Source organism: Streptomyces sp. NPDC005496 (assembly GCF_042872045.1).
Classification (GTDB): domain Bacteria; phylum Actinomycetota; class Actinomycetes; order Streptomycetales; family Streptomycetaceae; genus Streptomyces.
Genome location: NZ_JBIAJQ010000015.1, coordinates 44415 through 65364, shown reverse-complemented (window position 1 = coordinate 65364; position 20950 = coordinate 44415). Strand labels below are relative to the sequence as shown.

The window sequence follows — 20950 nt, the reverse complement described above, 5'->3', positions numbered from 1 at the left end:
GCGTAATCCGATTTCCACCGTCCCGTACCGCCCGGCTAACCTCCTTGCCATCACCCTTACGCAGCAGGAGTCGAGAATCATGGCCCAGGTCCAGCGCATGTCCCGTTTGATGGTCAAGACACTGCGTGACGACCCGGCGGACGCCGAGACGCTCAGCCACAAGCTGCTCGTCCGCGCCGGCTACGTGCGCCGCAACTCCGCAGGCATCTGGACCTGGCTGCCGCTGGGCAAGAAGGTCCTCGACAACATCTCCCGCGTGGTGCGCGAGGAGATGGACGCGATCGGCGCCCAGGAGGTGCTGCTGCCGGCCCTGCTGCCCAAGGAGCCCTACGAGGCGTCCGGCCGCTGGGAGGAGTACGGCGACCTGCTGTTCCGCCTCAAGGACCGCAAGGGCGGCGACTACCTCCTCGGCCCGACCCACGAGGAGATCTTCACCCTGGTCGTCAAGGACCAGTGCACGTCCTACAAGGACCTGCCGGTCATGCTCTACCAGATCCAGACGAAGTACCGCGACGAGGCCCGTCCGCGCTCCGGTGTGCTGCGCGGCCGCGAGTTCCAGATGAAGGACTCGTACTCCTTCGACACCACCGACGAGGGCCTCGCCCAGTCGTACGCGCTGCACCGCGCCGCGTACCAGAAGATCTTCGAGCGCCTGGGCCTGGACTACCGCATCGTCTCCGCCGTCTCCGGCGCGATGGGCGGCTCGGCCTCCGAGGAGTTCCTCGCCCCCGCCGCCGCCGGCGAGGACACCTTCGTCGACTGCCCGAACTGCGACTACGCGGCCAACACCGAGGCGGTCACCTTCGCCCTCGCCCCCGTCTCCGCGGAGCACGGCCCGGTCGAGGAGCTGGACACCCCCGACACCCCGACCATCGAGACGCTCGCCGAGCACCTCGGCGTCCCCGCCTCCGCCACCCTGAAGAACCTGCTGGTCAAGGTCGACGGCGAGATCGTCGCCGTCGGCGTCCCCGGTGACCGCGAGGTCGACCTCGGCAAGCTGGGCGAGCACCTCGCCCCCGCCGTCGTGGAGCTGGTGACGGCCGAGGACTTCGAGGGCCGCGACGACCTCGTACGGGGTTACGTCGGCCCACAGGGCCTGGACAAGGTCCGCTACATCGCCGACCCGCGGGTCGCCCCCGGCACCGCCTGGATCACCGGCGCCAACAAGGCGGACAAGCACGCGAAGAACGTCGTCGCCGGCCGCGACTTCGAGGTGGACGACTACCTCGACGTCGTCGTCGTCCAGGAGGGCGACCCCTGCCCGAAGTGCGGCACCGGCCTGAAGCTGGACCGCGCCATCGAGATCGGCCACATCTTCCAGCTGGGCCGCAAGTACGCGGACACCTTCCAGCTCGACGTCCTCGGCCAGCAGGGCAAGCCGGTCCGCGTGACCATGGGCTCCTACGGCATCGGCGTCTCGCGCGCCGTGGCCGCGCTCGCGGAGCAGTCAGCGGACGAGCAGGGCCTGTGCTGGCCCAAGGAGATCGCCCCGGCCGACGTCCACGTCGTCGCCGCAGGCAAGGCCCTGCAGACCGAACTGGCCCTCGACGTCGCCGAGAAGCTGGGCGCGGCGGGCGTGCGGGTCCTGGTGGACGACCGGGCCGGCGTCTCGCCGGGCGTTAAGTTCACGGACGCCGAGCTCATCGGCGTACCGAAGATCCTGGTCGCCGGCCGGCGCTCCGCCGAGGGCGTCCTGGAGCTCAAGGACCGCCGCACCGGCGAGCGCGAGGAGCTCACCGTCGACGAGGCGATCGCCCGCCTGTCGGCCTAGTCACCGGCCCCAGGTCCGCACCACGGCCCCGCGAAGGAACGCCTTCGCGGGGCCGCCGTGCGCCGCTCAGAGCCAGCCCGCGAACTCCAGCAGCAGCTCCGCGTCCCGCGCCCGCCCGACGCGCCGGGCCCGTACGCCCGACTCGACCGCCCGGAAAAGGGTCCAGCCGCGCAGCCGCTCCTGGTCCAGGTCCAGAGACTCGGCCAGCCGCTTCACCCGGCGGCGGGTGATCGACGCGCCCGACGGCGAGCCGATCAGGTCCTCTACCCGGTCCCGGACCAGCCGGGCCAGGTCGAAGGCGCATTCGCCCACCACCGGATCGGGGCCCACGGCCAGCCACGGCAGCCGCTCCCCGGCCAGCACCTTGCTCTGCCGGAACGTGCCGTGCAGCAGCCGCTCCTCGGGAGGGCCGGCGAGCAATTCCTCGCGCGCCGCGAGCGCCGCCTCCACCAGCGGCCCCGTCTCGGCGTCGGCGCCCGCCCGCATCGCCTCGGCCTGCCGCCCGGTGCGCTCGGCCACCGTCTCGAAGACATGGCCGGCGGGCGGTTCGACCCACAGCCGCCGCAGGGTCCCGGCGGCCTCCAGCAGCGCCTTCGCCTCGGGCAGCGAGCGCACCGACACCTCCGGGTGCAGCCGCTCCAGCAGCAGCACCCCGGGAGTGTCCCCGGGATTGAGGAGCTGTACGGCCCCGAAGCCGTCCCAGTGCGCCAGCGCCGCCCGTTCGTGCTCGGGGCGGGCCCGGTCGGGTGCCAGCTTCAGCACGGCGGGCGTCCCGTCCACCTGCCGGACCATGACGACCAGACTGCTGCGGCCACCGGGAGCCTGCACCCGCTCGACCGTCAACTCGCGTAGAACGGTGGCCTGATGGACCTGCTCGGGCAGCTTCTCCAGCCACTCGGCGGCCCCGTCGGTCCCGTTCCGCCGCGTCTCGCCGAGCGCCCGCACGAGGCGCTGCGGCGGTTCGAAAGCCATGCGCGAGGAGTTCCTTCCAGGTCGCCCTATGCCGGTGGACTCGCCGCGGCGGAGGGGCCGGCCGCCCGCTCGGCGAGACCAGGGAAGGCTACGCTCTCGCCGCGCCAGCGCACCGCCCGCACCGCCGCCTCCCTGAGCGCGTCCGCGGCGGTGCGCCGCCGCGCCCCCTCGGCGGCCCGCACCAGGTCGCCGTAGACGCCCGCCACGCGCTCCTCCAGCTCGGCGGCCAGCCGCACGGCCGCCGCCGAGTCCGGCACGGCGAACGGCAGCGCGTAGGCGGCCGCCGCGGCCACCGGCCGGCCGTCCAGGTCGCGCACGAGGCGCTCCAGCTCGTCGCGCCGGGCCCGGTGCGCGTCGTACGCCGCCCGCGCCTCGTCCCGGCGCTCCCCGGCGATGCGGCCGCCCACCACGCCGTACCCGTACACGGCGGCGTGCTCGGCGCCCAGCGCGGCCTGCAGGGCCTTCAGCTCGGCCGCCTTCGCGGTCCCGTCCCCACTGCCCGGCGTGCTCACTTGCCGTCCTCCGTCAACAGATAGGCGTGCGCCGCCCCGGCCGCCGCGACCGACGCCAGCAGCCTGGCCGTCTCTCCCGGCAGTTCCAGCAGGTCCCTGGCGCGCTTGTCGGCCAGGGTGCGCTCCGTCGCCGCCAGCTCGGCCAGCGCGTCCTTCTCCCGCTCCGGCACGGCCGCGGAGGCGCTCGCGGAGGGAGCCGCGGCGCCGGACCGGGACGCGGACGCCGAGGGGGTGGCCGAGGTGCGCAGGCCGGTCGTGAACGCCTTCGCGTGGCGCAGGACCTCGGCGCGCAGCGGGTCCAGCCGGGCGGCCAGCGGCGGATGGGCGGCGATCACGGCGGTGTAGCGCGCGGCGAGCGTCTCGCTGTCGCGGGCCGCACGCGCGCGTGCCCGGTCGCTCGCGGACCGTTTCGAGCCGGTGGTGTCGGAGTCGGACTCGGGAGCGGAGCAGCCCGCGAGCGCGAGAGCGCCCGCGGCCGACGCGAGCAGGCTCCTTCGGCGCGGCCCCGGCGGGGTGCGCGGCGGCAGGGTGAACGGCACGGCAGACGTCCTCGGCAGGCTCGAACGACAGGGAGGGCGGCACGCCCGCGATCACGGTACCCGCGCACCGGCCCGGCGTCCGCCAGCGGCTCTCCCGCGGCCGGGCGTCGCGTCCCGCCCCGCCACGGTGGACGGCAACACCCCTTGCGACCGGATACCCTTTGACCTGACACGCGACCTACCCACAACAGCACACGCGGCCGAGGAGTCACCCGGATGAGCACCACCCAGAGCGAGAGGCTGCGAGAACTGCTGGAACCGCTCGTCGGCTCTCAGGGACTCGATCTCGAGGAGATCGCAGTGGACTCGGTCGGGCGCAAGCGCGTGCTGCGTGTGGTCGTCGACTCGGACGCCGGTGCCGACCTGGACCAGATCGCCGATGTGAGCCGCGCGCTCTCGGCGAAGCTCGACGAGACGGACGCGATGGGCGAGGGCGAGTACACCCTCGAGGTCGGGACCCCCGGTGCCGAGCGCGAGCTCAAGGAGCACCGTCACTACGTGCGCGCCGTCGACCGGCTCGTGAGGTTCCAGCTGGCCGGGGACGACGAGGTGGTCGCCCGGATCCTGGCGGTCGACGAGGACGGCATCGACGTCGAGGTGCCCGGCGTGAAGGGGCGCAAGCCCACCGCCAGGCGGCTCGCCTTCTCGGACGTCGCCAAGGCGCGCGTCCAGGTCGAGTTCAACCGCAAGAGCAAGAACGACCAGAACGACCAGAACGAAGAGAACGCAGAGGAGGCGTAGCCGTGGACATCGACATGAGTGCCCTGCGGGGCCTGGTACGGGAGAAGGAGATCTCCTTCGACCTGCTGGTCGCAGCGATCGAGTCGGCCCTCCTCATCGCCTACCACCGCACCGACGGAAGCCGCCGCCACGCGCGCGTGGAGCTCGACCGGGAGAGCGGTCACGTGACCGTGTGGGCGAAGGAGGACCCGGCCGATCTGGAGGAGGGGCAGGAGGCACGCGAATTCGACGACACACCGTCGGGATTCGGCCGTATCGCCGCCACCACCGCCAAGCAGGTGATCCTGCAGCGACTGCGGGACGCCGAGGACGACGCGACCCTCGGCGAGTACGCCGGCCGGGAGGGCGACATCGTCACGGGCGTCGTCCAGCAGGGCCGCGACCCGAAGAACGTGATGGTCGACATCGGCAAGATGGAGGCCATCCTGCCGGTGCAGGAGCAGGTGCCCGGCGAGCAGTACCAGCACGGCACCCGCCTGCGCTCGTACGTCGTCCGGGTCGCCAAGGGCGTACGCGGCCCGTCGGTGACCCTGTCCCGTACGCACCCCGCCCTGGTGAAGAAGCTGTTCGCCCTGGAGGTGCCGGAGATCGCCGACGGTTCCGTCGAGATCGCCGCCATCGCCCGTGAGGCCGGTCACCGCACCAAGATCGCGGTGCGCTCCACGCGCTCCGGACTGAACGCCAAGGGCGCCTGCATCGGCCCCATGGGCGGCCGGGTGCGCAATGTCATGGCCGAGCTGAACGGCGAGAAGATCGACATCGTCGACTGGTCGGACGACCCGGCCGACATGGTGGCGAACGCGCTGTCCCCGGCCCGGGTGTCCAAGGTCGAGGTCGTGGACCTCGCCGCCCGCTCCGCGCGGGTGACGGTCCCGGACTACCAGCTCTCGCTGGCGATCGGCAAGGAGGGGCAGAACGCCCGCCTCGCCGCCCGGCTGACCGGCTGGCGCATCGACATCCGCCCGGACACCGAGCAGCAGCCGGACGAGAACCGGGACTGACGCGGGCACGCGCGGCCGGGAGCCGGGAATGGATCCCGGCCGTGTGACGCTTTGATCACGACAGTTTTACGCACGGCAACTGTTCGACACCTGCCCCAAAGGGGTGAGGTCCGTGCGGGGAGGTAGACTTAAGAGTGTCTGGCCGGACGCGAGCCCGTGCATGCCCTGAACGCACCTGTGTGGGGTGCCGGGAGCGAGCGGCCAAGACCGATCTGCTGCGCATCGTGGCGATCGAGGACGCATGCGTCCCTGATCTTCGCGGTACGCTGCCCGGCCGGGGTGCGTACATCCACCCCGCCGTGGTCTGTCTCGACCTGGCGGTCCGCCGCCGGGCGATCCCACGGGCGCTGCGTGCCCAGGGACCGCTCGACACAACGGCGCTGCGCCGAGTGGTCGAGGAGACGGTTGCCGAGCAGGCAACACCGTAAGACGTGTGTCGCACGGAACCCCGTGCGGCCCTGGTACCCCGCGAGTTGGAAGTAGGTCGAGATTGCGATGAGCACTCGATGAGCACGCGATGAGTACGCCCATGAAGTAGCGACGGTCCGGACGCAACCCGGACCTAAAAGGAGCGATGTGGCTAAGGTCCGGGTATACGAACTCGCCAAGGAGTTCGGGGTGGAGAGCAAGGCCGTCATGGCCAAGCTCCAGGAACTCGGTGAATTCGTCCGTTCGGCGTCCTCGACGATCGAGGCGCCCGTTGTACGCAAGCTGACCGATGCTTTCCAGCAGGGCAGCAACGGCGGCGGCAAGTCCGCCCCGCGCAAGTCTTCGCCGGCTCGTCCGGCAGCCCCCTCTCCGGCGCAGGCGGCCCGTCCGGCCGCCCCGCGCCCGCCGGCCCCCAAGCCGGCCGCGGCCGAGAAGCCGGCGGCGCCCGCCGCTCCGGCCGCTCCGGTCACCCCTGCGGCTTCGGGCCCCCGCCCGGGTCCCAAGCCGGCCCCGAAGCCCGCTCCGGCGGCTCCGGCTCCGGCGGCGCCCGAGTTCACGGCGCCTCCGTCGGCGCCCGCCGCTCCGGCGGCCTCGGCTCCCTCCACGCCCGCCGCGGGTGCCCGTCCGGGTGCTCCGCGTCCCGGCGGTCAGGCCCCGCGTCCCGGTGCCCGTCCCGCCGGCGGTCCCGGCCAGGGCGGCCAGGGCCGTGGTGACCGTCCCGAGCGCGGCGACCGCGGTGACCGTCAGGGCGCTGCGCGTCCCGGCGGCCAGGCCCCGCGTCCGGGCGCTCGTCCGGCCGGTCCCCGTCCGGGCAACAACCCCTTCACCTCTGGTGGCTCCACCGGCATGGCGCGCCCGCAGGCGCCCCGTCCGGGCGGCGCGCCGCGTCCCGGTGGCCCCGGTGCCCCGGGCGCCCCGCGTCCGCAGGGCGCCGGCCAGGGTGGTCCCCGTCCGCAGGGCGGTCCCGGCGGCGCTCCGCGTCCCCAGGGCCAGGGCGGTGCCCGTCCGAGCCCGGGCGGCATGCCCCGTCCGCAGGGCGGCGCTCCGCGTCCCGGCGGCGGCCCCGCCGGCAACCGTCCGAACCCCGGCATGATGCCGCAGCGTCCCGCTGCGGGTCCGCGTCCCGGCGGTGGCCCCGGCGGTGGCCGCGGTCCCGGCGGCGGCGGTCGTCCCGGCGGTGCCGGTGGCGGCGGTCGTCCGGGTGGCGGCGGCGGTTTCGCCGGTCGTCCCGGTGGCGGCGGCGGCGGTTTCGCGGGTCGTCCCGGTGGCCCCGGTGGCGGTGGCGGCGGTTTCGCCGGCCGTCCGGGTGGTCCCGGTGGCGGCGGCGGTGGCCGTCCCGGCTTCGGCGGTCGTCCGGGTGGTCCCGGTGGCCGTGGTGGCACGCAGGGTGCGTTCGGCCGTCCCGGCGGGCCCGCCCGTCGTGGCCGCAAGTCGAAGCGGCAGAGGCGCCAGGAGTACGAGGCCATGCAGGCCCCGTCGGTCGGCGGCGTCATGCTGCCTCGCGGCAACGGACAGTCCGTCCGCCTGTCGCGCGGTGCGTCCCTCACCGACTTCGCGGAGAAGATCAACGCCAACCCGGCGTCGCTCGTCGCCGTGATGATGAACCTCGGCGAGATGGTCACTGCCACGCAGTCCGTCTCCGACGAGACGCTGAAGCTCCTCGCGGACGAGATGAACTACGTCCTCGAGATCGTCAGCCCCGAGGAGGAGGACCGCGAGCTGCTCGAGTCCTTCGACATCGAGTTCGGCGAGGACGAGGGCGACGAGGAAGACCTCGTGGTCCGTCCGCCGGTCGTGACCGTCATGGGTCACGTCGACCACGGTAAGACCCGACTGCTGGACACCATCCGCAAGACGAACGTCGTCGCGGGCGAGGCCGGCGGTATCACGCAGCACATCGGTGCGTACCAGGTCGCCACCGAGGTCAACGGTGAAGAGCGCAAGATCACCTTCATCGACACCCCCGGTCACGAGGCGTTCACCGCCATGCGTGCCCGCGGTGCCAAGTCGACCGACATCGCGATCCTCGTGGTGGCGGCCAACGACGGTGTGATGCCCCAGACGATCGAGGCGCTGAACCACGCCAAGGCGGCCGACGTGCCGATCGTGGTCGCGGTCAACAAGATCGACGTCGAGGGTGCCGACCCGACCAAGGTGCGCGGTCAGCTCACCGAGTTCGGTCTGGTGGCCGAGGAGTACGGCGGCGACACGATGTTCGTCGACATCTCCGCCAAGCAGGGCCTCAACATCGAGAGCCTGCTGGAGGCCGTGGTCCTCACCGCGGACGCCTCGCTCGACCTGCGGGCCAACCCGGAGCAGGACGCGCAGGGCATCGCGATCGAGTCCCACCTCGACCGTGGCCGCGGTGCCGTCTCGACGGTCCTGGTCCAGCGCGGCACGCTGCGCATCGGCGACACCATGGTGGTCGGCGACGCGTACGGCCGTGTCCGGGCGATGCTCGACGACAACGGCAACAACGTCGAGGAAGCGGGTCCGTCGACCCCCGTCCTGGTCCTGGGTCTCACCAACGTCCCGGGCGCCGGCGACAACTTCCTCGTCGTCGACGAGGACCGCACGGCACGCCAGATCGCCGAGAAGCGCGCGGCGCGTGAGCGCAACGCCAACTTCGCCCGGCGCGGAGTCCGGTTCTCCCTGGAGAACCTGGACGAGGCGCTCAAGGCCGGCCTGGTGCAGGAACTCAACCTCATCATCAAGGGCGACGCGTCCGGTTCGGTGGAGGCTCTCGAGTCCTCGCTGCTCCAGCTCGACGTCGGCGACGAGGTCGACATCCGTGTCCTGCACCGCGGTGTGGGTGCGGTCACCGAGTCGGACATCAACCTGGCGACCGGCTCCGACGCCATCGTCATCGGCTTCAACGTCCGCGCCGCGGGCCGAGCGGCGCAGATGGCGGAGCGCGAGGGCGTCGACGTCCGGTACTACTCGGTGATCTACCAGGCCATCGAGGAGATCGAGGCGGCCCTGAAGGGCATGCTGAAGCCGGAGTACGAGGAGGTCGAGCTCGGCACGGCGGAGATCCGCGAGGTCTTCAAGTCGTCCAAGCTGGGCAACATCGCCGGTGTCCTGGTCCGCTCGGGCGAGGTCAAGCGCAACACCAAGGCGCGCCTCGTCCGCGACGGCAAGGTCATCGCGGAGAACCTCAACATCTCCGGGCTGCGTCGCTTCAAGGACGACGTCACCGAGATCCGCGAAGGCTTCGAGGGTGGTATCAACCTCGGAAACTTCAACGACATCAAGGTCGACGACGTCATCGCGACGTACGAGATGCGCGAGAAGCCGCGCTCGTAGGGCGGTTGTGTGAGCTGGCCGGCGGTGACAAGTCACCGCCGGCCAGCTTGCCGTTTGCCGGGGCCCCGCCCCGGAAACCCTGTCGAGGACCCCGGCCCTCCGATGTACGGTTCTGATGTCCCGCCACACACGTGGCCGGGCCATCTACCCCGTACCGGCGGGACATCCGGACACACATGTACGTGGGGACACTGTCCTTCGACCTGCTCCTCGGCGACGTCCACTCGCTGAAGGAGAAGCGCTCTCTCGTCCGGCCGATCGTCGCCGAACTCCAGCGGAAGTATCCGGTGAGCGTGGCGGAGACGGGCAACCAGGACCTCCACCGCAGGGCCGAGATCGGCCTGGCGGTGGTCTCCGGAGACACCGAGCACCTCACCGACGTACTGGACCGGTGCGAACGGCTCGTCGCGGCGCGACCGGAGGTGGATCTGCTGTCGGTACGGCGCAGACTCCACAAAGACGAAGACTGACGGAACAAGCAAGGCGAAGAAGGAGACGGACCAGTGGCCGACAACGCGCGGGCGAAGAGGCTGGCGGACCTCATCCGAGAGGTGGTGGCCCAGAAGCTGCAGCGCGGGATCAAGGACCCGCGGCTCGGTTCGCATGTGACCATCACGGACACCCGGGTCACCGGGGACCTCCGGGAGGCGACCGTCTTCTACACGGTGTACGGGGACGACGAGGAGCGGGCGGCCGCGGCCGCCGGCCTGGAGAGCGCCAAGGGCGTGCTCCGGTCCGCCGTGGGCGCGGCGGCCGGCGTGAAGTTCACGCCGACCCTGACCTTCGTGGCGGACGCCCTGCCGGACACCGCCAAGACCATCGAGGACCTCCTCGACAAGGCGCGCGCCTCCGACGCGAAGGTGCGCGAGGTCTCGGCGGGCGCCGCCTTCGCCGGTGACGCCGACCCGTACAAGAAGCCCGATGAGGACGACCGGGACGACGAGGACGACGCCGCCGAATGACGGAGAAGCACAGGACGCCCGACGGGCTTGTCGTCGTCGACAAGCCGTCGGGCTTCACCTCGCACGACGTGGTCGCCAAGATGCGCGGGATCGCCAGGACCCGGCGGGTCGGCCACGCCGGCACCCTCGACCCCATGGCGACCGGCGTGCTCGTCCTCGGCGTCGAGAAGGCGACCAAGCTGCTCGGTCACCTCGCGCTGACCGAGAAGGAGTACCTCGGCACGATCCGGCTCGGGCAGAACACGCTGACGGACGACGCGGAGGGCGACATCACGTCCTCGGCGGACGCCTCGGGTGTGAAGCGGGACGCCATCGACGCCGGGATCGCCAAGCTGAGCGGCGACATCATGCAGGTGCCGTCGAAGGTCAGCGCCATCAAGATCGACGGCGTGCGCTCGTACAAGCGGGCACGGGAGGGCGAGGACTTCGAGATCCCGGCCCGCCCGGTGACCATCTCCTCGTTCGCGGTGTACGACGTCCGGGACGCGGTCGCGGAGGACGGCACGCCCGTCCTCGACCTTATCGTGTCCGTCGTCTGCTCCTCGGGCACCTACATCCGGGCGCTCGCCCGGGACCTCGGCGCGGATCTCGGTGTGGGCGGCCATCTGACCGCCCTGCGCCGCACCCGCGTCGGCCCGTACAAGCTGGACACGGCGCGCACCCTCGACCAGCTCCAGCAGGAGCTGACCGTGATGCCGATCGCCGACGCCGCGGCCGCCGCGTTCCCGCGCTGGGACGTCGACGAACGCCGTGCCCGGCTGCTCCTGAACGGCGTCCGCCTGGACATGCCCGAGGAGTACGCGGGCGCCGGTGCCGTCGCCGTCTACGACGCGACGGGCCGCTTCCTGGCGCTGGTGGAGGCGCACAAGGGCAAGGCGAAGAGCCTGGCCGTGTTCGGCTGAGGCCACTTACGGGTTCATGGGCGGTGCCGTGTCGGATTCGACGGGCGCCGCCCTTTCGCCGTCGTGGGAGCCGTTCCGGCCGTGCGGGCGGGCCGGTCTTCCGTGCCGGATCACGCCGTGAACGTCGGCTCCCGCCGGGGACGGTCACTGCTTCGGCGGTGTCGCCAGCCCCTGCGGGCCTTCTGTGTGCCCCCGGTGTCCGTGGAGCGGCGGTCACGGGGTTGTCACTGATCGCCGCTCCACGGTCCCCCCTCGGTTCCCCCACCCAAGGGTCTATCCATCCCCTTCCGTCCATTCACCCCTTCGGGCGGGCGCTCGGAGTGAACCGAGGGAGCGGAAGGGGGCGCGTTCACCACGCGATCTGTTCCGCTGATCAACCCGTGCCTACCGTCGTGAACAGGCACACTCCGGGAGGTTCGACCATGGCGGGACGTGGCCCTCGGACCGGGGGCCGGCGGACACCGGGCGCCGCCCCCGAGGCGGTCCCGGACACGGCCCTGGTGCAGGTGCGCGACCTCGCGGGACGCCCGCGCGGCACGGGGTTCGCCGCCGACCACCACGGCACCGTCGTCACCAGTCACGAGGCTGTGGACGGCCTGGCCCGCCTGGTCCTGCACGCCCCCGGCGGCCGTACGTGCATCGTCGGCGCAGACGCCGTGACCGCTCTGCCCGGGACGGACCTCGCGCTCGTACGCACCGACGACCTCGGCCTGGACCCGCTCCCCGTCACCGCGCGGGACCGCGTCGAGACCGGCGCGTACGTCCGGATCGCCGCGGGCGGCTGGCGGGAGGCCCGCGTCCTCGGCACCACCCGGGCGACGTACGCGGCGACGGACCGCTTCCACCAGCTCGACGCAGCCCTGGAGCTGGCGATCGGGACGGCGGGCGCGGACGCGCTGCGGCTCGGCGGCGGCGCCGCCGGGGGACCGGTGCTCGACGCGGCGACCGGCGCCGTCGTCGCGGTCCTCGGCACCGCGCTGCGCACCGGACACCCGACGGCCGGCCTGGCCGTGCCCCTGCGTGCCACCGGACTGCCGCCCGTGCTCGCGGACCTGCTGGAGCGCAACGCCGCGACGGTGCCCGCGTACGGCGCCGACCTGAACCTGGCGGGAGTACTGGAACTCACGGCCACGTCCCTGGGGTCCGACGGGCCGGCGGGGGCGTTCGGCGCCGGGTGCGCCTCCTCCCCGCGCGGAGGTTCGGCGCACGTGCACGCAGAGGCGTGGGACTACTGCCCGTCCACGGCAGCGGGGGCCGGGGAGGACGCGGCCGAGCAGGCGCCGACGGGCTTCGGGACCGGGAGTTTCGCCGGGGTGCCCGAGTCGGCCGAGCGGCCCGACGTCATCGAGGAGTTCGCGGCGTTCGCGGCCGGTGAGGCGGCCGTCCTCGCACTCGTCGGGCGCCCGGGCAGCGGCCGTACGACGGAACTCACCGCCCTCGCCGCCCGCCGGACCGGGGGCCCCGAACCGGCGCCCACGTTGTGGCTGCGCGGCGCCGACCTGCTGGCGACGGACACCTCGGTGGCCGACGCGGCGACCCGGGCACTGGAGCGGGCGGGACGGATCGTGGCGGCCCCGGAAACCGGGCTGCCGGACCGCGCGCTGTCCTTCGGAGGGAACGACGGGGACCTCGGGGACCTCGATCCCGGTCGGCCGGCTCGGCTCGCGCGGGCCGCCGGACGTCCCCTGCTGCTGATCCTCGACAGCCCCGAGGAGATGCCGCCCGAGCTGGCCCACCGGCTCCCCGAGTGGACGGCCGGGACCGCCGCGTGGCTCCGGGAGAGCGGCGCGCGGCTGGTCGTGGGGTGCCGCGAGGAGTACTGGGAGCAGGCGGGGGAGGAGTTCCCGCGCGAGCTGCTGCACGGCGCGGGTGCGGGCACGGGAGGCGACCGGGAGCCGCTGCGGGAGCGCGCGCCCCGAGCCGACGCCGGGGCGGGCGACGTGCCGCGGGCCGACGGGGACCGGCTGCCGCCCTGCGTGCGGCTCGGCGACCTGGGCGAGGAGGCGGCCCGGCGGGCCCGCGCGCGCCACGGGATCCCCGAGGGCCTCCTCCAGGACGCCGACGCACGCCACCCGCTGACCCTGCGGCTGCTGGCGGAGGTACGCGCCGCCCTGCCCGTCGCGCCGGACACGGTGCCGGAGCGGCCTCTAAGGCGGGACGAGGTCTTCGCCGCGTACCTGGACCTGATGTGCCTGCGCGTCGCGGTCCGGCTCGCCGCGGCCAACGGCCTGCGCGGCACGGACGTACGACGGCTCGTCGCGCGGGTCTCCGGGCAGGTGCACGAGGCCGCGCGTCGCTGCCTCGGCCCCGGACAGGGGGAGCTGGACCGGGCGGCCTTCGAGTCCGTCTTCCCCTGGGGACCGGCCCCCGCGAGCCGGCTCGGGGCCACCACGGGCTGGGCCTCCGCCGTCCTCACCGAGGGCCTCGTCGTGCCCGCGGGCACCGGCTACCGCTTCGCCCACGAGGAACTCGCCGACTGGATCCAGGGCACGCACCTCGACGTGGACGCGGCCCTGCACGCCCTCGTCCACCGGGCCCACGCCGTCCCGGCCGGCCCGGACGGCGACCCGGCCGGGCCCCGCCCCGCCGGGGCCGCCGCCCGCCGCAGGTCCCGTACCGCGCGCGCGGACGCCCGGCGCCACGCGCTCCCCGTGCCGCGCCACCGCATCGGCCCGGTCGTCCAGGCGCTGCTCCTCCTGGACGGACAGCACGCCCGCACGGAGCTCATCGGCCGCCTGGAGGACCTGGTCGACGCCGTGGACGCCCTGCTGCCCGCGGCGCCCGAGCCGCCCGGCGACCCCGTCTGGTGGGCCACCCACCTCCTTCGTGACGTCCTGACGCGCGTGCCCGACGCGAGCCCGTACTCCGGTGTGCTGCGGCAGCTCGCCGAGCGCATCGTGGCCTGGCGGGCCCAAGGGCGGCACGTGCCGGGGGAGTTCGGGCCGTGGTTCTGGGAGGCGGTACGGCTGCCCGGCGCGGAGCGGTTCGAGTTGCTGAGGCGGCTGGTCGTCGCGGACGAGGCACCGCACCCGGCGGACCCGGGACGGGGGACGCCCGCACAACAGCCGTGGCGGGCCGACGGCGGCACCGCGGACGACCCGGCGGACGGGACCGCCGTGCCCGGGGAGCCCGGCGGTCCCGAGGCCGCCCGCCCTCGGACGCCCCGCTTTCTCGACACCGTGGCCCGCCTTCTCGCCGCCGATCCGACCGCCGTCCTGCCCCACCTCACCCGCTGGTTCGACGACGAGCGTCCGCTGCCCGCCACCCCGGACGCCACCGTGGCGACCGCGGCGCAGGCCCTGCTGTACGCCCATCGCCGGCGCGCCCTCGACGACCTCACCGAGGCGCTGGTGGCCTGCGCGCACCGGCGCGGGGACGAACTGCTCGCCGTCCTAGCCGAGGAGGAGCCGTCCGCCATGTGCCGGGCGGTAGACCGGTGGGCCCACGACGAGCGCCCGGCGAGGCACGTGGCGGCGATGACGTACGGGCTGCGGACCGCGCCGCACGCGCGCACCGAGGCCGACCGCGAGCTGCTGCGGTTCGCGGCGCTGTCCCTGCTCGCCCGCCCCGCCGACGGCGCCGCGCACGGTGCGGCGCTCGCGCTCCTCGTGGGCGACCCGCGGACCCGGGCCCGGCACCTGCCCCAGGCGCTCGAACGGTTCACCGCCGGTGATCCGCAGCTGCCCGCGAGCGCGCTCGTCGCCGCCCTCGACACCCACCCCGAGCCGGTGCTCGACGCCTTCGAGGCGCGTCTGCGGCGGCCCGGACCGGACGCGGGCGAGCTGCTGCGCCCCCTCACCGACGCCGCCACGCCCGCCCTCGCCCACCGCGTCGCCGCGCTCGTGCGCCGGGTCGCCGAGGTGTGCCCCGACGCCGCCGGGCACGTGGCCGACCGCGTCGACCGGCGCCTCGAACACGGCCCCGACGCCCGGGCCGTACTCCTCCCGCTGCTCACCGGGCTCCTCGACGGCGGCCCGCCCGCGCTGCGGGCGCGGCTCGTGTCCGTCCTCGTCGCCCCCGGCAGCCCCCGCTCGCGCCCGCTCCGGCACGAGCTCCTGGAGCTGCTGCTCGCCGGCGAGCGGGACCTGACCGTCCTCGACGCCCTGCTGCGGGCCGCCGCGGCGGGAGCGGCGCGCGGCGACGAGGAACACGCCCGCGAGCTGGTCCGCCGCGCCGGGCTGCTGCTCGTCCGCACACCGGACGGCGCCACCCTGTTCGACTGCGGGCTGGTCGACCTGGCCCGTGGCGTGCCGGGGTTCGCGGCCCTGGTCGCGGGCTGGCTCACCGACGCCCCGCAGGACTGGTCGGCGGTCGTGGGACCCAGCGCCCGGCGCATGATCGAGAACCTGGCGGGGGTGCGGGTGCCCGCCTGAACCCGGTCCGTGAGGGTGCGCCCCGTCACAGCCTCCATGCCGATGCGATCCGACGCCCCGCGGCATGGCACCCTTAGACCTGCGTAGAGGCAACCACGGACACGGGTTCGACGAGTTTGCGACAAGGAGCAGTCACAGTGCAGCGCTGGCGTGGCTTGGAGGACATCCCCGAGGACTGGGGGCGCAGCGTCGTCACCATCGGTTCCTACGACGGGGTGCACCGCGGGCACCAGCTGATCATCCGGCATGCCGTGGACCGCGCCCGCGAGCTGGGCGTCCCCTCCGTCGTCGTCACCTTCGACCCGCACCCGAGCGAGGTCGTGCGCCCCGGCAGCCACCCCCCGCTGCTCGCCCCGCACCACCGGCGCGCCGAGCTGGTGGCCGAGCTGGGGGTGGACGCCCTGCTGATCCTCCCCTTCACCACCGAGTTCTCGAAGCTGTCGCCCGCCGACTTCGTCGCCAAGGTTTTGGTCGACAAACTGCGCGCGAAGGCCGTCGTGGAAGGCCCGAACTTCCGCTTCGGCCACAAGGCCGCGGGCGACGTCGACTTCCTGCGCGAGCAGGGGCGGACGTACGACTTCGAGGTCGAGGTCGTCGACCTGTACGTGACCGGTGACGCCGGAGGCGGCGAGCCGTTCTCCTCCACCCTGACCCGCCGGCTTATCGCGGACGGCGACATCCAGGGCGCGCGGGAGATCCTCGGCCGTCCGCACCGCGTCGAGGGCGTCGTCGTGCGCGGTGCCCAGCGGGGCCGCGAACTCGGCTTCCCCACGGCCAACGTCGAGACGCTCCCGCACACGGCGATCCCCGCCGACGGCGTCTACGCGGGCTGGCTGCACGCCCAGGGCGAGATCATGCCCGCCGCGATCTCCGTCGGCACGAACCCGCAGTTCGACGGCACCGAGCGGACCGTCGAGGCGTACGCCATCGACCGGATCGGCCTGGACCTGTACGGCCTGCACGTCGCCGTCGACTTCCTCGCCTTCGTCCGCGGCCAGGCCAGGTTCGACTCCATCGACGAACTGCTGGTCGCCATCCGGGACGACGTGAAGCGGTCGCGTGAACTGATCGAGGCGTACGAGGGCGAGTAGCCCGCGCTCTCCCGAGACGTGTGCGGAGGGCCGGTGCCGAGCACCGGCCCTCCGTCGACTCTCCTACGACGTGACGCGCGCCCTGGCCCAGTGGCAGGCGACCTGCGCCTCGCCGCCCCCGCCGAGCACCTCCAGGTCCTCGCCGCGGCACGCGTCCGCCACCCCGGCCCGCGCAGCCTCACCGCTCGCCAGGATCTGGCAGCGCGCGTGGAAACGGCAGCCGGACGGGATGCGGGAGGGGTCCGGCGGCTCCCCGGTCAGCACGACCGGCTCACCTGGGGCTTCCGGCAGCACCGACAACAGGGCCTGCGTGTACGGATGCTGAGGTGCCGTCAGGACCTGCTCGACCGCGCCGGTCTCCACGATCCGGCCGAGGTACATCACGGCGACCCGGTCGGCGATGTTCCAGGCCAGTCCGAGGTCGTGCGTCACCACCAGTGCCGACAGGCCGAGTTCGGACCGCAGCCGCAGGAGCAGCGCGAGGATCTCGCCCCGCACGGACGCGTCCAGGGAGGCCACCGGCTCGTCGGCGACGATGAGTTCGGGTTCCAGGACCAGGGCGCCCGCGATCACGACACGCTGGCGCTGACCGCCGGACAGCTCGTGCGGATAGCGCAGGAAGAAGCGCTCGGGGGGCCGCAGCCCGGCCCGCGACAGTGCCTCCGCGACCGCCGCCCGCTCGTCGCCGCCGTACCGGTGGATGCGCAGTCCCTCCGCCACGGCGTCGTACACCGTGTGCCGGGGGTTGAGGGAGCCGCTCGGGTCCTGGAGGACCAGCTGGACCCGCTTGCGGTAGGTCTTCAGGGCGCGCGAGGAGTAGTCCAGCGGCTTCCCGCCGAAGGTGACCCGGCCGCCGGTGGGCGGGACGAGTCCGAGCAGGGAGCGGGCGAGCGTCGTCTTGCCGCAGCCCGACTCCCCGACCAGGGCCACGATCTCGCCGGGCCGGATGTCCAGGTCGACCCCGTCGACGGCCCGCGCCCGGGCCGCGCCGTGCCGCCCGGGAAAGGAGACGTGCAGCCCTTCGGCGCTCAACAGAGGTGCCGTGGAGGTGCGTTCGACGTCGACCTCGGGAGTGGTGGTCATGCGGTACTCCTCGCGTCGTCGTCAGCGACACCTGTGGAGGCGCCGGGGGCTCCGGGCTCCGGGCGTGTGGGGGTGACGGCTCGGTCGGGCGTTGAGGCGGTGGTCCGGTCGCCGGGGGTGGTGGGGGTGTCTGGCTTCGCGGGGGTGGGTCGGTCGCCGGTCGTGGTGGTGGGCCCGGGGGACGGGGGCGCGGTCTGTGTTCCGGGGGCGGTGGGGGTGTCCGGCTCCGGGGGAGTGGCGGTCCCCTGGTCGACGGGCGTGGGGTCGGGGGCCATGAGCGGGCTCGCCGGGGTGCCCCGGTCGGGGGCGGTCCCGACGTGCACGCAGGCCGCCCGGCGCCGCGGACCCGCCAACCGCAGCGGCTGGTCCTGGCCGGCGCAGCTGTCCAGCGCCTCCGCGCACCGCGGATGGAACGTGCAGCCGGTCGGCAGGTCGGCCGGGTCCGGCGGGTCGCCCGGCAGGCCGCGCGGCGCGAACCGGGACGCCGGGTCGCCGATCCGCGGGAACGCGGCCGACAGCGCCTTGCCGTACGGGTGCAGCGCGTCCTCGTAGACCTGCGCCGCGGGCCCTTCCTCGACCACGCGGCCCGCGTACATCACCGCGAGCCGGTCGCAGGTGTCCGCCAGCACCGCCAGGTCGTGGCTGATCATGACGAGCCCGAGGTCCTGATCGCTCACGAGCTGCTCGATCAGCCGCAGGATCTGCGCCTGGATCATCACGTCGAGAGCGGTGGTCGGCTCGTCGGCGACCACCAGCCGCGGGTCGCAGGCCAGCGCCATGGCGATCATGACGCGCTGGCGCTGGCCGCCGGACAGTTCGTGCGGATACGCGTCCGCGCGGGCGGCGGGCAGCCCCACCTGCTCCAACAGCTCCCCGGTCCTCTTCTTCGCCCCCGCGGGCGTGGCCTTGCGGTGCAGCAGGATCGGCTCGGCGATCTGGTCGCCGATGCGGTGCACCGCGTTGAGCGAGTGCATCGCGCCCTGGAACACGATCGAGGCGCCGGCCCAGCGGACCGCCCGCACCCGGCCCCACTTCATGGTCAGGACGTCCTCGCCGTCGAGCAGGATCTGCCCGCCGACACGGGTCCCGGCGGGCAGCAGCCGCAGCAGCGCGAGCGCGAGTGTGGACTTGCCGCAGCCGGACTCGCCGGCGATGCCGAGCTTCTGCCCCGCGTCGAGGGAGAGGTTCACCCCGCGTACGGCCGCCGCGCCGCCCGCGTAGGTCACCTCCAGGTCGCGCAGTTCAAGGAGACTCAACGGGCCACCCCCAGCCTGGGGTTGAGGACGGACTCCACGGCACGCCCGCACAGGGTGAAGGCGAGTGCCACGACGGCGATCGCCACCCCGGGAGGCACGAGGTACCACCAGTCGCCGGAGCTGACCGCGCCCGCCTCCCGCGCGTCCTGGAGCAGCCCGCCCCACGACACGACCGTCGCGTCCCCGAGGCCGAGGAAGGCGAGGGTGGCCTCCGCGAGGATCGCCGAGGAGATGATCAGGGTCGTCTGGGCCAGCACGAGCGGCATCACGTTGGGCAGCACGTGGCGGGACATGACGTGCCAGTGGCCGCCGCCGAGCGCCTTCGCGCGCTCGATGTACGGCCGCGACTCGACCGCCAGGGTCTGGGCGCGCACCAGCCGTGCCGTCGTCGGCCAGGTGGTCACCCCGATGGCCAGGATGATCGTGCCGAGCGAGCGGGACATGACCGTCGCGAGGGCGATGGCGAGGACCAGGGTCGGCATCACCAGGAACCAGTCGGTGATCCGCATGATCACCGTCGCGTACCAGCCGCGGAAGTGCCCGGCGGTGATGCCGATCAGCGCGCCGATGGCGACGGACAGGACGGCGGCGAGCAGCCCGACGAGCAGCGAGACCCGCGCCCCCCACACCAGCAGGCCCAGCAGGTTGCGCCCGAACTGGTCGGTGCCGAGGGGGAATTCGGCGCTCGGGCTCTCCATCGGCCGGCCCGGCGCGTCCGTGACGTTCTGCACGTCCGCGCCCACGGTCAGCGGGGCGGTCAGGGCGATCAGCGCGAACAGCGCGAGCGCGGCCAGTCCGGCGACGCCGGCCCGGTGGGTGCGGTACTGCCGCCAGAAGCGCGCGGCGGAGTGGCGGCGGCGCTGCCAGGCGAGGGCGCGCGGACCGGCCGTGGACGCGCGGGGGGCTGCCCCGGGCGTCAGCGGCCCGTCCGACTCGGTCGTGGTCATCGGCCCACCCGGGGGTCCAGGAGCGGATAGATCAGGTCGGCCAGCGTGTTCATCACGATCACCGCGGCCGCGAAGACGAAGAACAGCCCCTGCACCAGCGGCAGATCGGGCACGCTCAGGGCCTGGTAGAAGAGGCCGCCGAGACCGGGCCAGGAGAACACCGTCTCGACGAGGATGACGCCCGCGACCGTGCGGCCGAGGTTGACGAAGATCAGCGTCACCGTCGGCAGCAGCGCGTTGGGCACCGCGTGCCGGCGACGCACCAGGTCGTCCCGCAGGCCCTTGGCGCGGGCGGTGGTCAGGTAGTCGCTGCCCATCTCGTCCAGCAGTGCGGAGCGGGTGACGAGCAGCGTCTGCCCGTACTCGACGGCCACCAGGGTGACCACGGGCAGGATCAGATGGTGGGCGACGTCGAGGACGTAGGCGAAGCCCTCCTCGCCGCCGGACTCCATGCCACCGGTCGGGAAGAGACCGGGGACCGGTCCGATGCCCACCGAGAAGACGATGATGAGCAGCAGCCCGAGCCAGAACGACGGGATCGAGTAGAGGGTCAGCGCGAGACCGGTGTTGAGCCGGTCGCCCAGCCCGCCGTTGCGCCACGCGGAGCGCGTGCCGAGGAAGATGCCGAGCACGGTGTAGAGCACGAACGCCGTGCCGGTGAGCAGCAGCGTGTTCGGCAGCGCCTCGGTGATCTTGTCCATGACGGGCGCCCGGAACTGGTACGAGGTGCCCAGGTCGCCCGTCAGCGCCTTGCCGCAGTAGTCCGTGAACTGCTGCCACATCGGCAGGTCGAGCCCGAACTCGCGCCGGTAGGAAGCCAGTTGTTCGGCAGAGACCTGGCGGCCGCCCGTCATGAACTTGACCGGGTCGCCCGGGATCAGCCGGAAGAGGAAGAAGCTGGTGACGAGGACGGCGAGCAGCGAGACCGCGGCCCCGCCCAACTTGCCCGCCAGGTACCGCAGATACGCGGTCCTGGTGCGCGCTCTCGGGCCGCGGGCCGACGGCCCGGCCGCAGCCGGACCGCCGGTCTCCTCGACCAGCGCTGGTGTTGCCTCAGCGGTCATC

At 73.6% G+C, this 20950-nt stretch carries 17 protein-coding genes; 10 read left to right on the top strand and 7 right to left on the bottom strand.

The genetic code is table 11. The features are described from left to right. The first annotated feature begins 79 nt into the window (after window positions 1-79). On the top strand, window positions 80-1771 hold the full coding sequence (locus ACFYQQ_RS35630; protein ID WP_355790833.1) for a proline--tRNA ligase: 1692 nt from the start codon (window positions 80-82) through the stop codon (window positions 1769-1771). A 66-nt stretch (window positions 1772-1837) separates the two neighbouring features. Here ACFYQQ_RS35630 and ACFYQQ_RS35625 read toward each other — a convergent pair whose 3' ends face one another. The 3 genes from ACFYQQ_RS35625 to ACFYQQ_RS35615 are packed head-to-tail and all read right to left on the bottom strand — an operon-like array spanning window position 1838 to window position 3794. Then, window positions 1838-2743 carry an aminoglycoside phosphotransferase family protein gene (locus tag ACFYQQ_RS35625; RefSeq protein ID WP_355790836.1) on the bottom strand — a complete coding sequence of 302 codons (906 nt, stop codon included), beginning with the start codon at window positions 2741-2743 and terminating at the stop codon, window positions 1838-1840. Window positions 2744-2769: 26 nt separating this feature from the next. Then, window positions 2770-3255, bottom strand: a complete 486-nt coding sequence (locus ACFYQQ_RS35620; protein ID WP_356243260.1) for a ferritin-like domain-containing protein — start codon at window positions 3253-3255, stop codon at window positions 2770-2772. After that, complete coding sequence (locus tag ACFYQQ_RS35615) at window positions 3252-3794, bottom strand: hypothetical protein (RefSeq protein WP_355790971.1); 543 nt, start codon at window positions 3792-3794, stop codon at window positions 3252-3254. The genes ACFYQQ_RS35620 and ACFYQQ_RS35615 overlap by 4 nt, the downstream gene beginning before the upstream one ends. Window positions 3795-4010: 216 nt before the next feature. Here ACFYQQ_RS35615 and rimP point away from each other — a divergent pair, with 216 nt between their 5' ends. From rimP to ACFYQQ_RS35570, 9 genes are all read left to right on the top strand, one after another. Further along, on the top strand, window positions 4011-4535 hold the full coding sequence (gene rimP / locus ACFYQQ_RS35610; RefSeq protein WP_355790968.1) for a ribosome maturation factor RimP: 525 nt from the start codon (window positions 4011-4013) through the stop codon (window positions 4533-4535). 2 nt (window positions 4536-4537) lie between these two features. Beyond that, a complete protein-coding gene (gene nusA / locus ACFYQQ_RS35605; protein ID WP_355790965.1) occupies window positions 4538-5536 on the top strand; it encodes a transcription termination factor NusA in 999 nt (332 codons plus the stop codon). A 134-nt stretch (window positions 5537-5670) separates the two neighbouring features. Then, window positions 5671-5964, top strand: coding sequence for a YlxR family protein (locus ACFYQQ_RS35600; RefSeq protein ID WP_355790962.1), 294 nt, complete (start codon window positions 5671-5673; stop codon window positions 5962-5964). A gap of 148 nt (window positions 5965-6112) precedes the next feature. Then, complete coding sequence (gene infB / locus ACFYQQ_RS35595; protein WP_356243257.1) at window positions 6113-9271, top strand: translation initiation factor IF-2; 3159 nt, start codon at window positions 6113-6115, stop codon at window positions 9269-9271. Between the two features lie 176 nt (window positions 9272-9447). Then, the gene (locus tag ACFYQQ_RS35590; RefSeq protein ID WP_355793302.1) at window positions 9448-9741 is read left to right on the top strand and encodes a DUF503 domain-containing protein; all 294 of its coding nucleotides are present in this window, start codon (window positions 9448-9450) and stop codon (window positions 9739-9741) included. A gap of 33 nt (window positions 9742-9774) precedes the next feature. Further along, the gene (rbfA, locus tag ACFYQQ_RS35585; protein ID WP_355793304.1) at window positions 9775-10233 is read left to right on the top strand and encodes a 30S ribosome-binding factor RbfA; all 459 of its coding nucleotides are present in this window, start codon (window positions 9775-9777) and stop codon (window positions 10231-10233) included. Then, on the top strand, window positions 10230-11135 hold the full coding sequence (truB, locus tag ACFYQQ_RS35580; RefSeq protein WP_355793306.1) for a tRNA pseudouridine(55) synthase TruB: 906 nt from the start codon (window positions 10230-10232) through the stop codon (window positions 11133-11135). Before rbfA ends, truB begins: the two co-directional genes overlap by 4 nt. A gap of 422 nt (window positions 11136-11557) precedes the next feature. Then, window positions 11558-15508 carry a trypsin-like peptidase domain-containing protein gene (locus tag ACFYQQ_RS35575; RefSeq protein WP_388906678.1) on the top strand — a complete coding sequence of 1317 codons (3951 nt, stop codon included), beginning with the start codon at window positions 11558-11560 and terminating at the stop codon, window positions 15506-15508. Window positions 15509-15645: 137 nt separating this feature from the next. Then, window positions 15646-16599 (top strand): bifunctional riboflavin kinase/FAD synthetase, encoded by a 954-nt coding sequence (locus tag ACFYQQ_RS35570; RefSeq protein ID WP_355790902.1) that lies wholly within the window; start codon window positions 15646-15648, stop codon window positions 16597-16599. Window positions 16600-16662: 63 nt separating this feature from the next. Here the strand turns inward: ACFYQQ_RS35570 and ACFYQQ_RS35565 are convergent, their stop codons facing one another. From ACFYQQ_RS35565 to ACFYQQ_RS35550, 4 genes are read right to left on the bottom strand one after another with little or no spacing between them, the layout of a single operon-like run. Further along, window positions 16663-17682 (bottom strand): ABC transporter ATP-binding protein, encoded by a 1020-nt coding sequence (locus ACFYQQ_RS35565; protein WP_355790904.1) that lies wholly within the window; start codon window positions 17680-17682, stop codon window positions 16663-16665. Then, window positions 17679-18938 carry an oligopeptide/dipeptide ABC transporter ATP-binding protein gene (locus tag ACFYQQ_RS35560; protein ID WP_355790907.1) on the bottom strand — a complete coding sequence of 420 codons (1260 nt, stop codon included), beginning with the start codon at window positions 18936-18938 and terminating at the stop codon, window positions 17679-17681. The genes ACFYQQ_RS35565 and ACFYQQ_RS35560 overlap by 4 nt, the downstream gene beginning before the upstream one ends. Beyond that, window positions 18935-19885 carry an ABC transporter permease gene (locus ACFYQQ_RS35555; protein WP_388906674.1) on the bottom strand — a complete coding sequence of 317 codons (951 nt, stop codon included), beginning with the start codon at window positions 19883-19885 and terminating at the stop codon, window positions 18935-18937. The genes ACFYQQ_RS35560 and ACFYQQ_RS35555 overlap by 4 nt, the downstream gene beginning before the upstream one ends. Next, entirely contained in the window at window positions 19882-20949 is a 1068-nt protein-coding gene (locus ACFYQQ_RS35550; RefSeq protein ID WP_355795398.1) for an ABC transporter permease, read from the bottom strand. The genes ACFYQQ_RS35555 and ACFYQQ_RS35550 overlap by 4 nt, the downstream gene beginning before the upstream one ends. Window position 20950 lies beyond the last annotated feature (1 nt).

Excerpts from the sequence above, each read along its gene's own strand:
- truB (WP_355793306.1), top strand. The coding sequence starts at position 10,230 with ATGACGGAGAAGCACAGGACGCCCGACGGGCTTGTCGTCGTCGACAAG.
- ACFYQQ_RS35590 (WP_355793302.1), top strand. The coding sequence starts at position 9,448 with ATGTACGTGGGGACACTGTCCTTCGACCTGCTCCTCGGCGACGTCCAC.
- ACFYQQ_RS35575 (WP_388906678.1), top strand. The coding sequence starts at position 11,558 with ATGGCGGGACGTGGCCCTCGGACCGGGGGCCGGCGGACACCGGGCGCC.
- ACFYQQ_RS35625 (WP_355790836.1), bottom strand. The coding sequence starts at position 2,743 with ATGGCTTTCGAACCGCCGCAGCGCCTCGTGCGGGCGCTCGGCGAGACG.
- ACFYQQ_RS35555 (WP_388906674.1), bottom strand. The coding sequence starts at position 19,885 with ATGACCACGACCGAGTCGGACGGGCCGCTGACGCCCGGGGCAGCCCCC.
- rimP (WP_355790968.1), top strand. The coding sequence starts at position 4,011 with ATGAGCACCACCCAGAGCGAGAGGCTGCGAGAACTGCTGGAACCGCTC.
- ACFYQQ_RS35630 (WP_355790833.1), top strand. The coding sequence starts at position 80 with ATGGCCCAGGTCCAGCGCATGTCCCGTTTGATGGTCAAGACACTGCGT.
- ACFYQQ_RS35565 (WP_355790904.1), bottom strand. The coding sequence starts at position 17,682 with ATGACCACCACTCCCGAGGTCGACGTCGAACGCACCTCCACGGCACCT.
- ACFYQQ_RS35550 (WP_355795398.1), bottom strand. The coding sequence starts at position 20,949 with ATGACCGCTGAGGCAACACCAGCGCTGGTCGAGGAGACCGGCGGTCCG.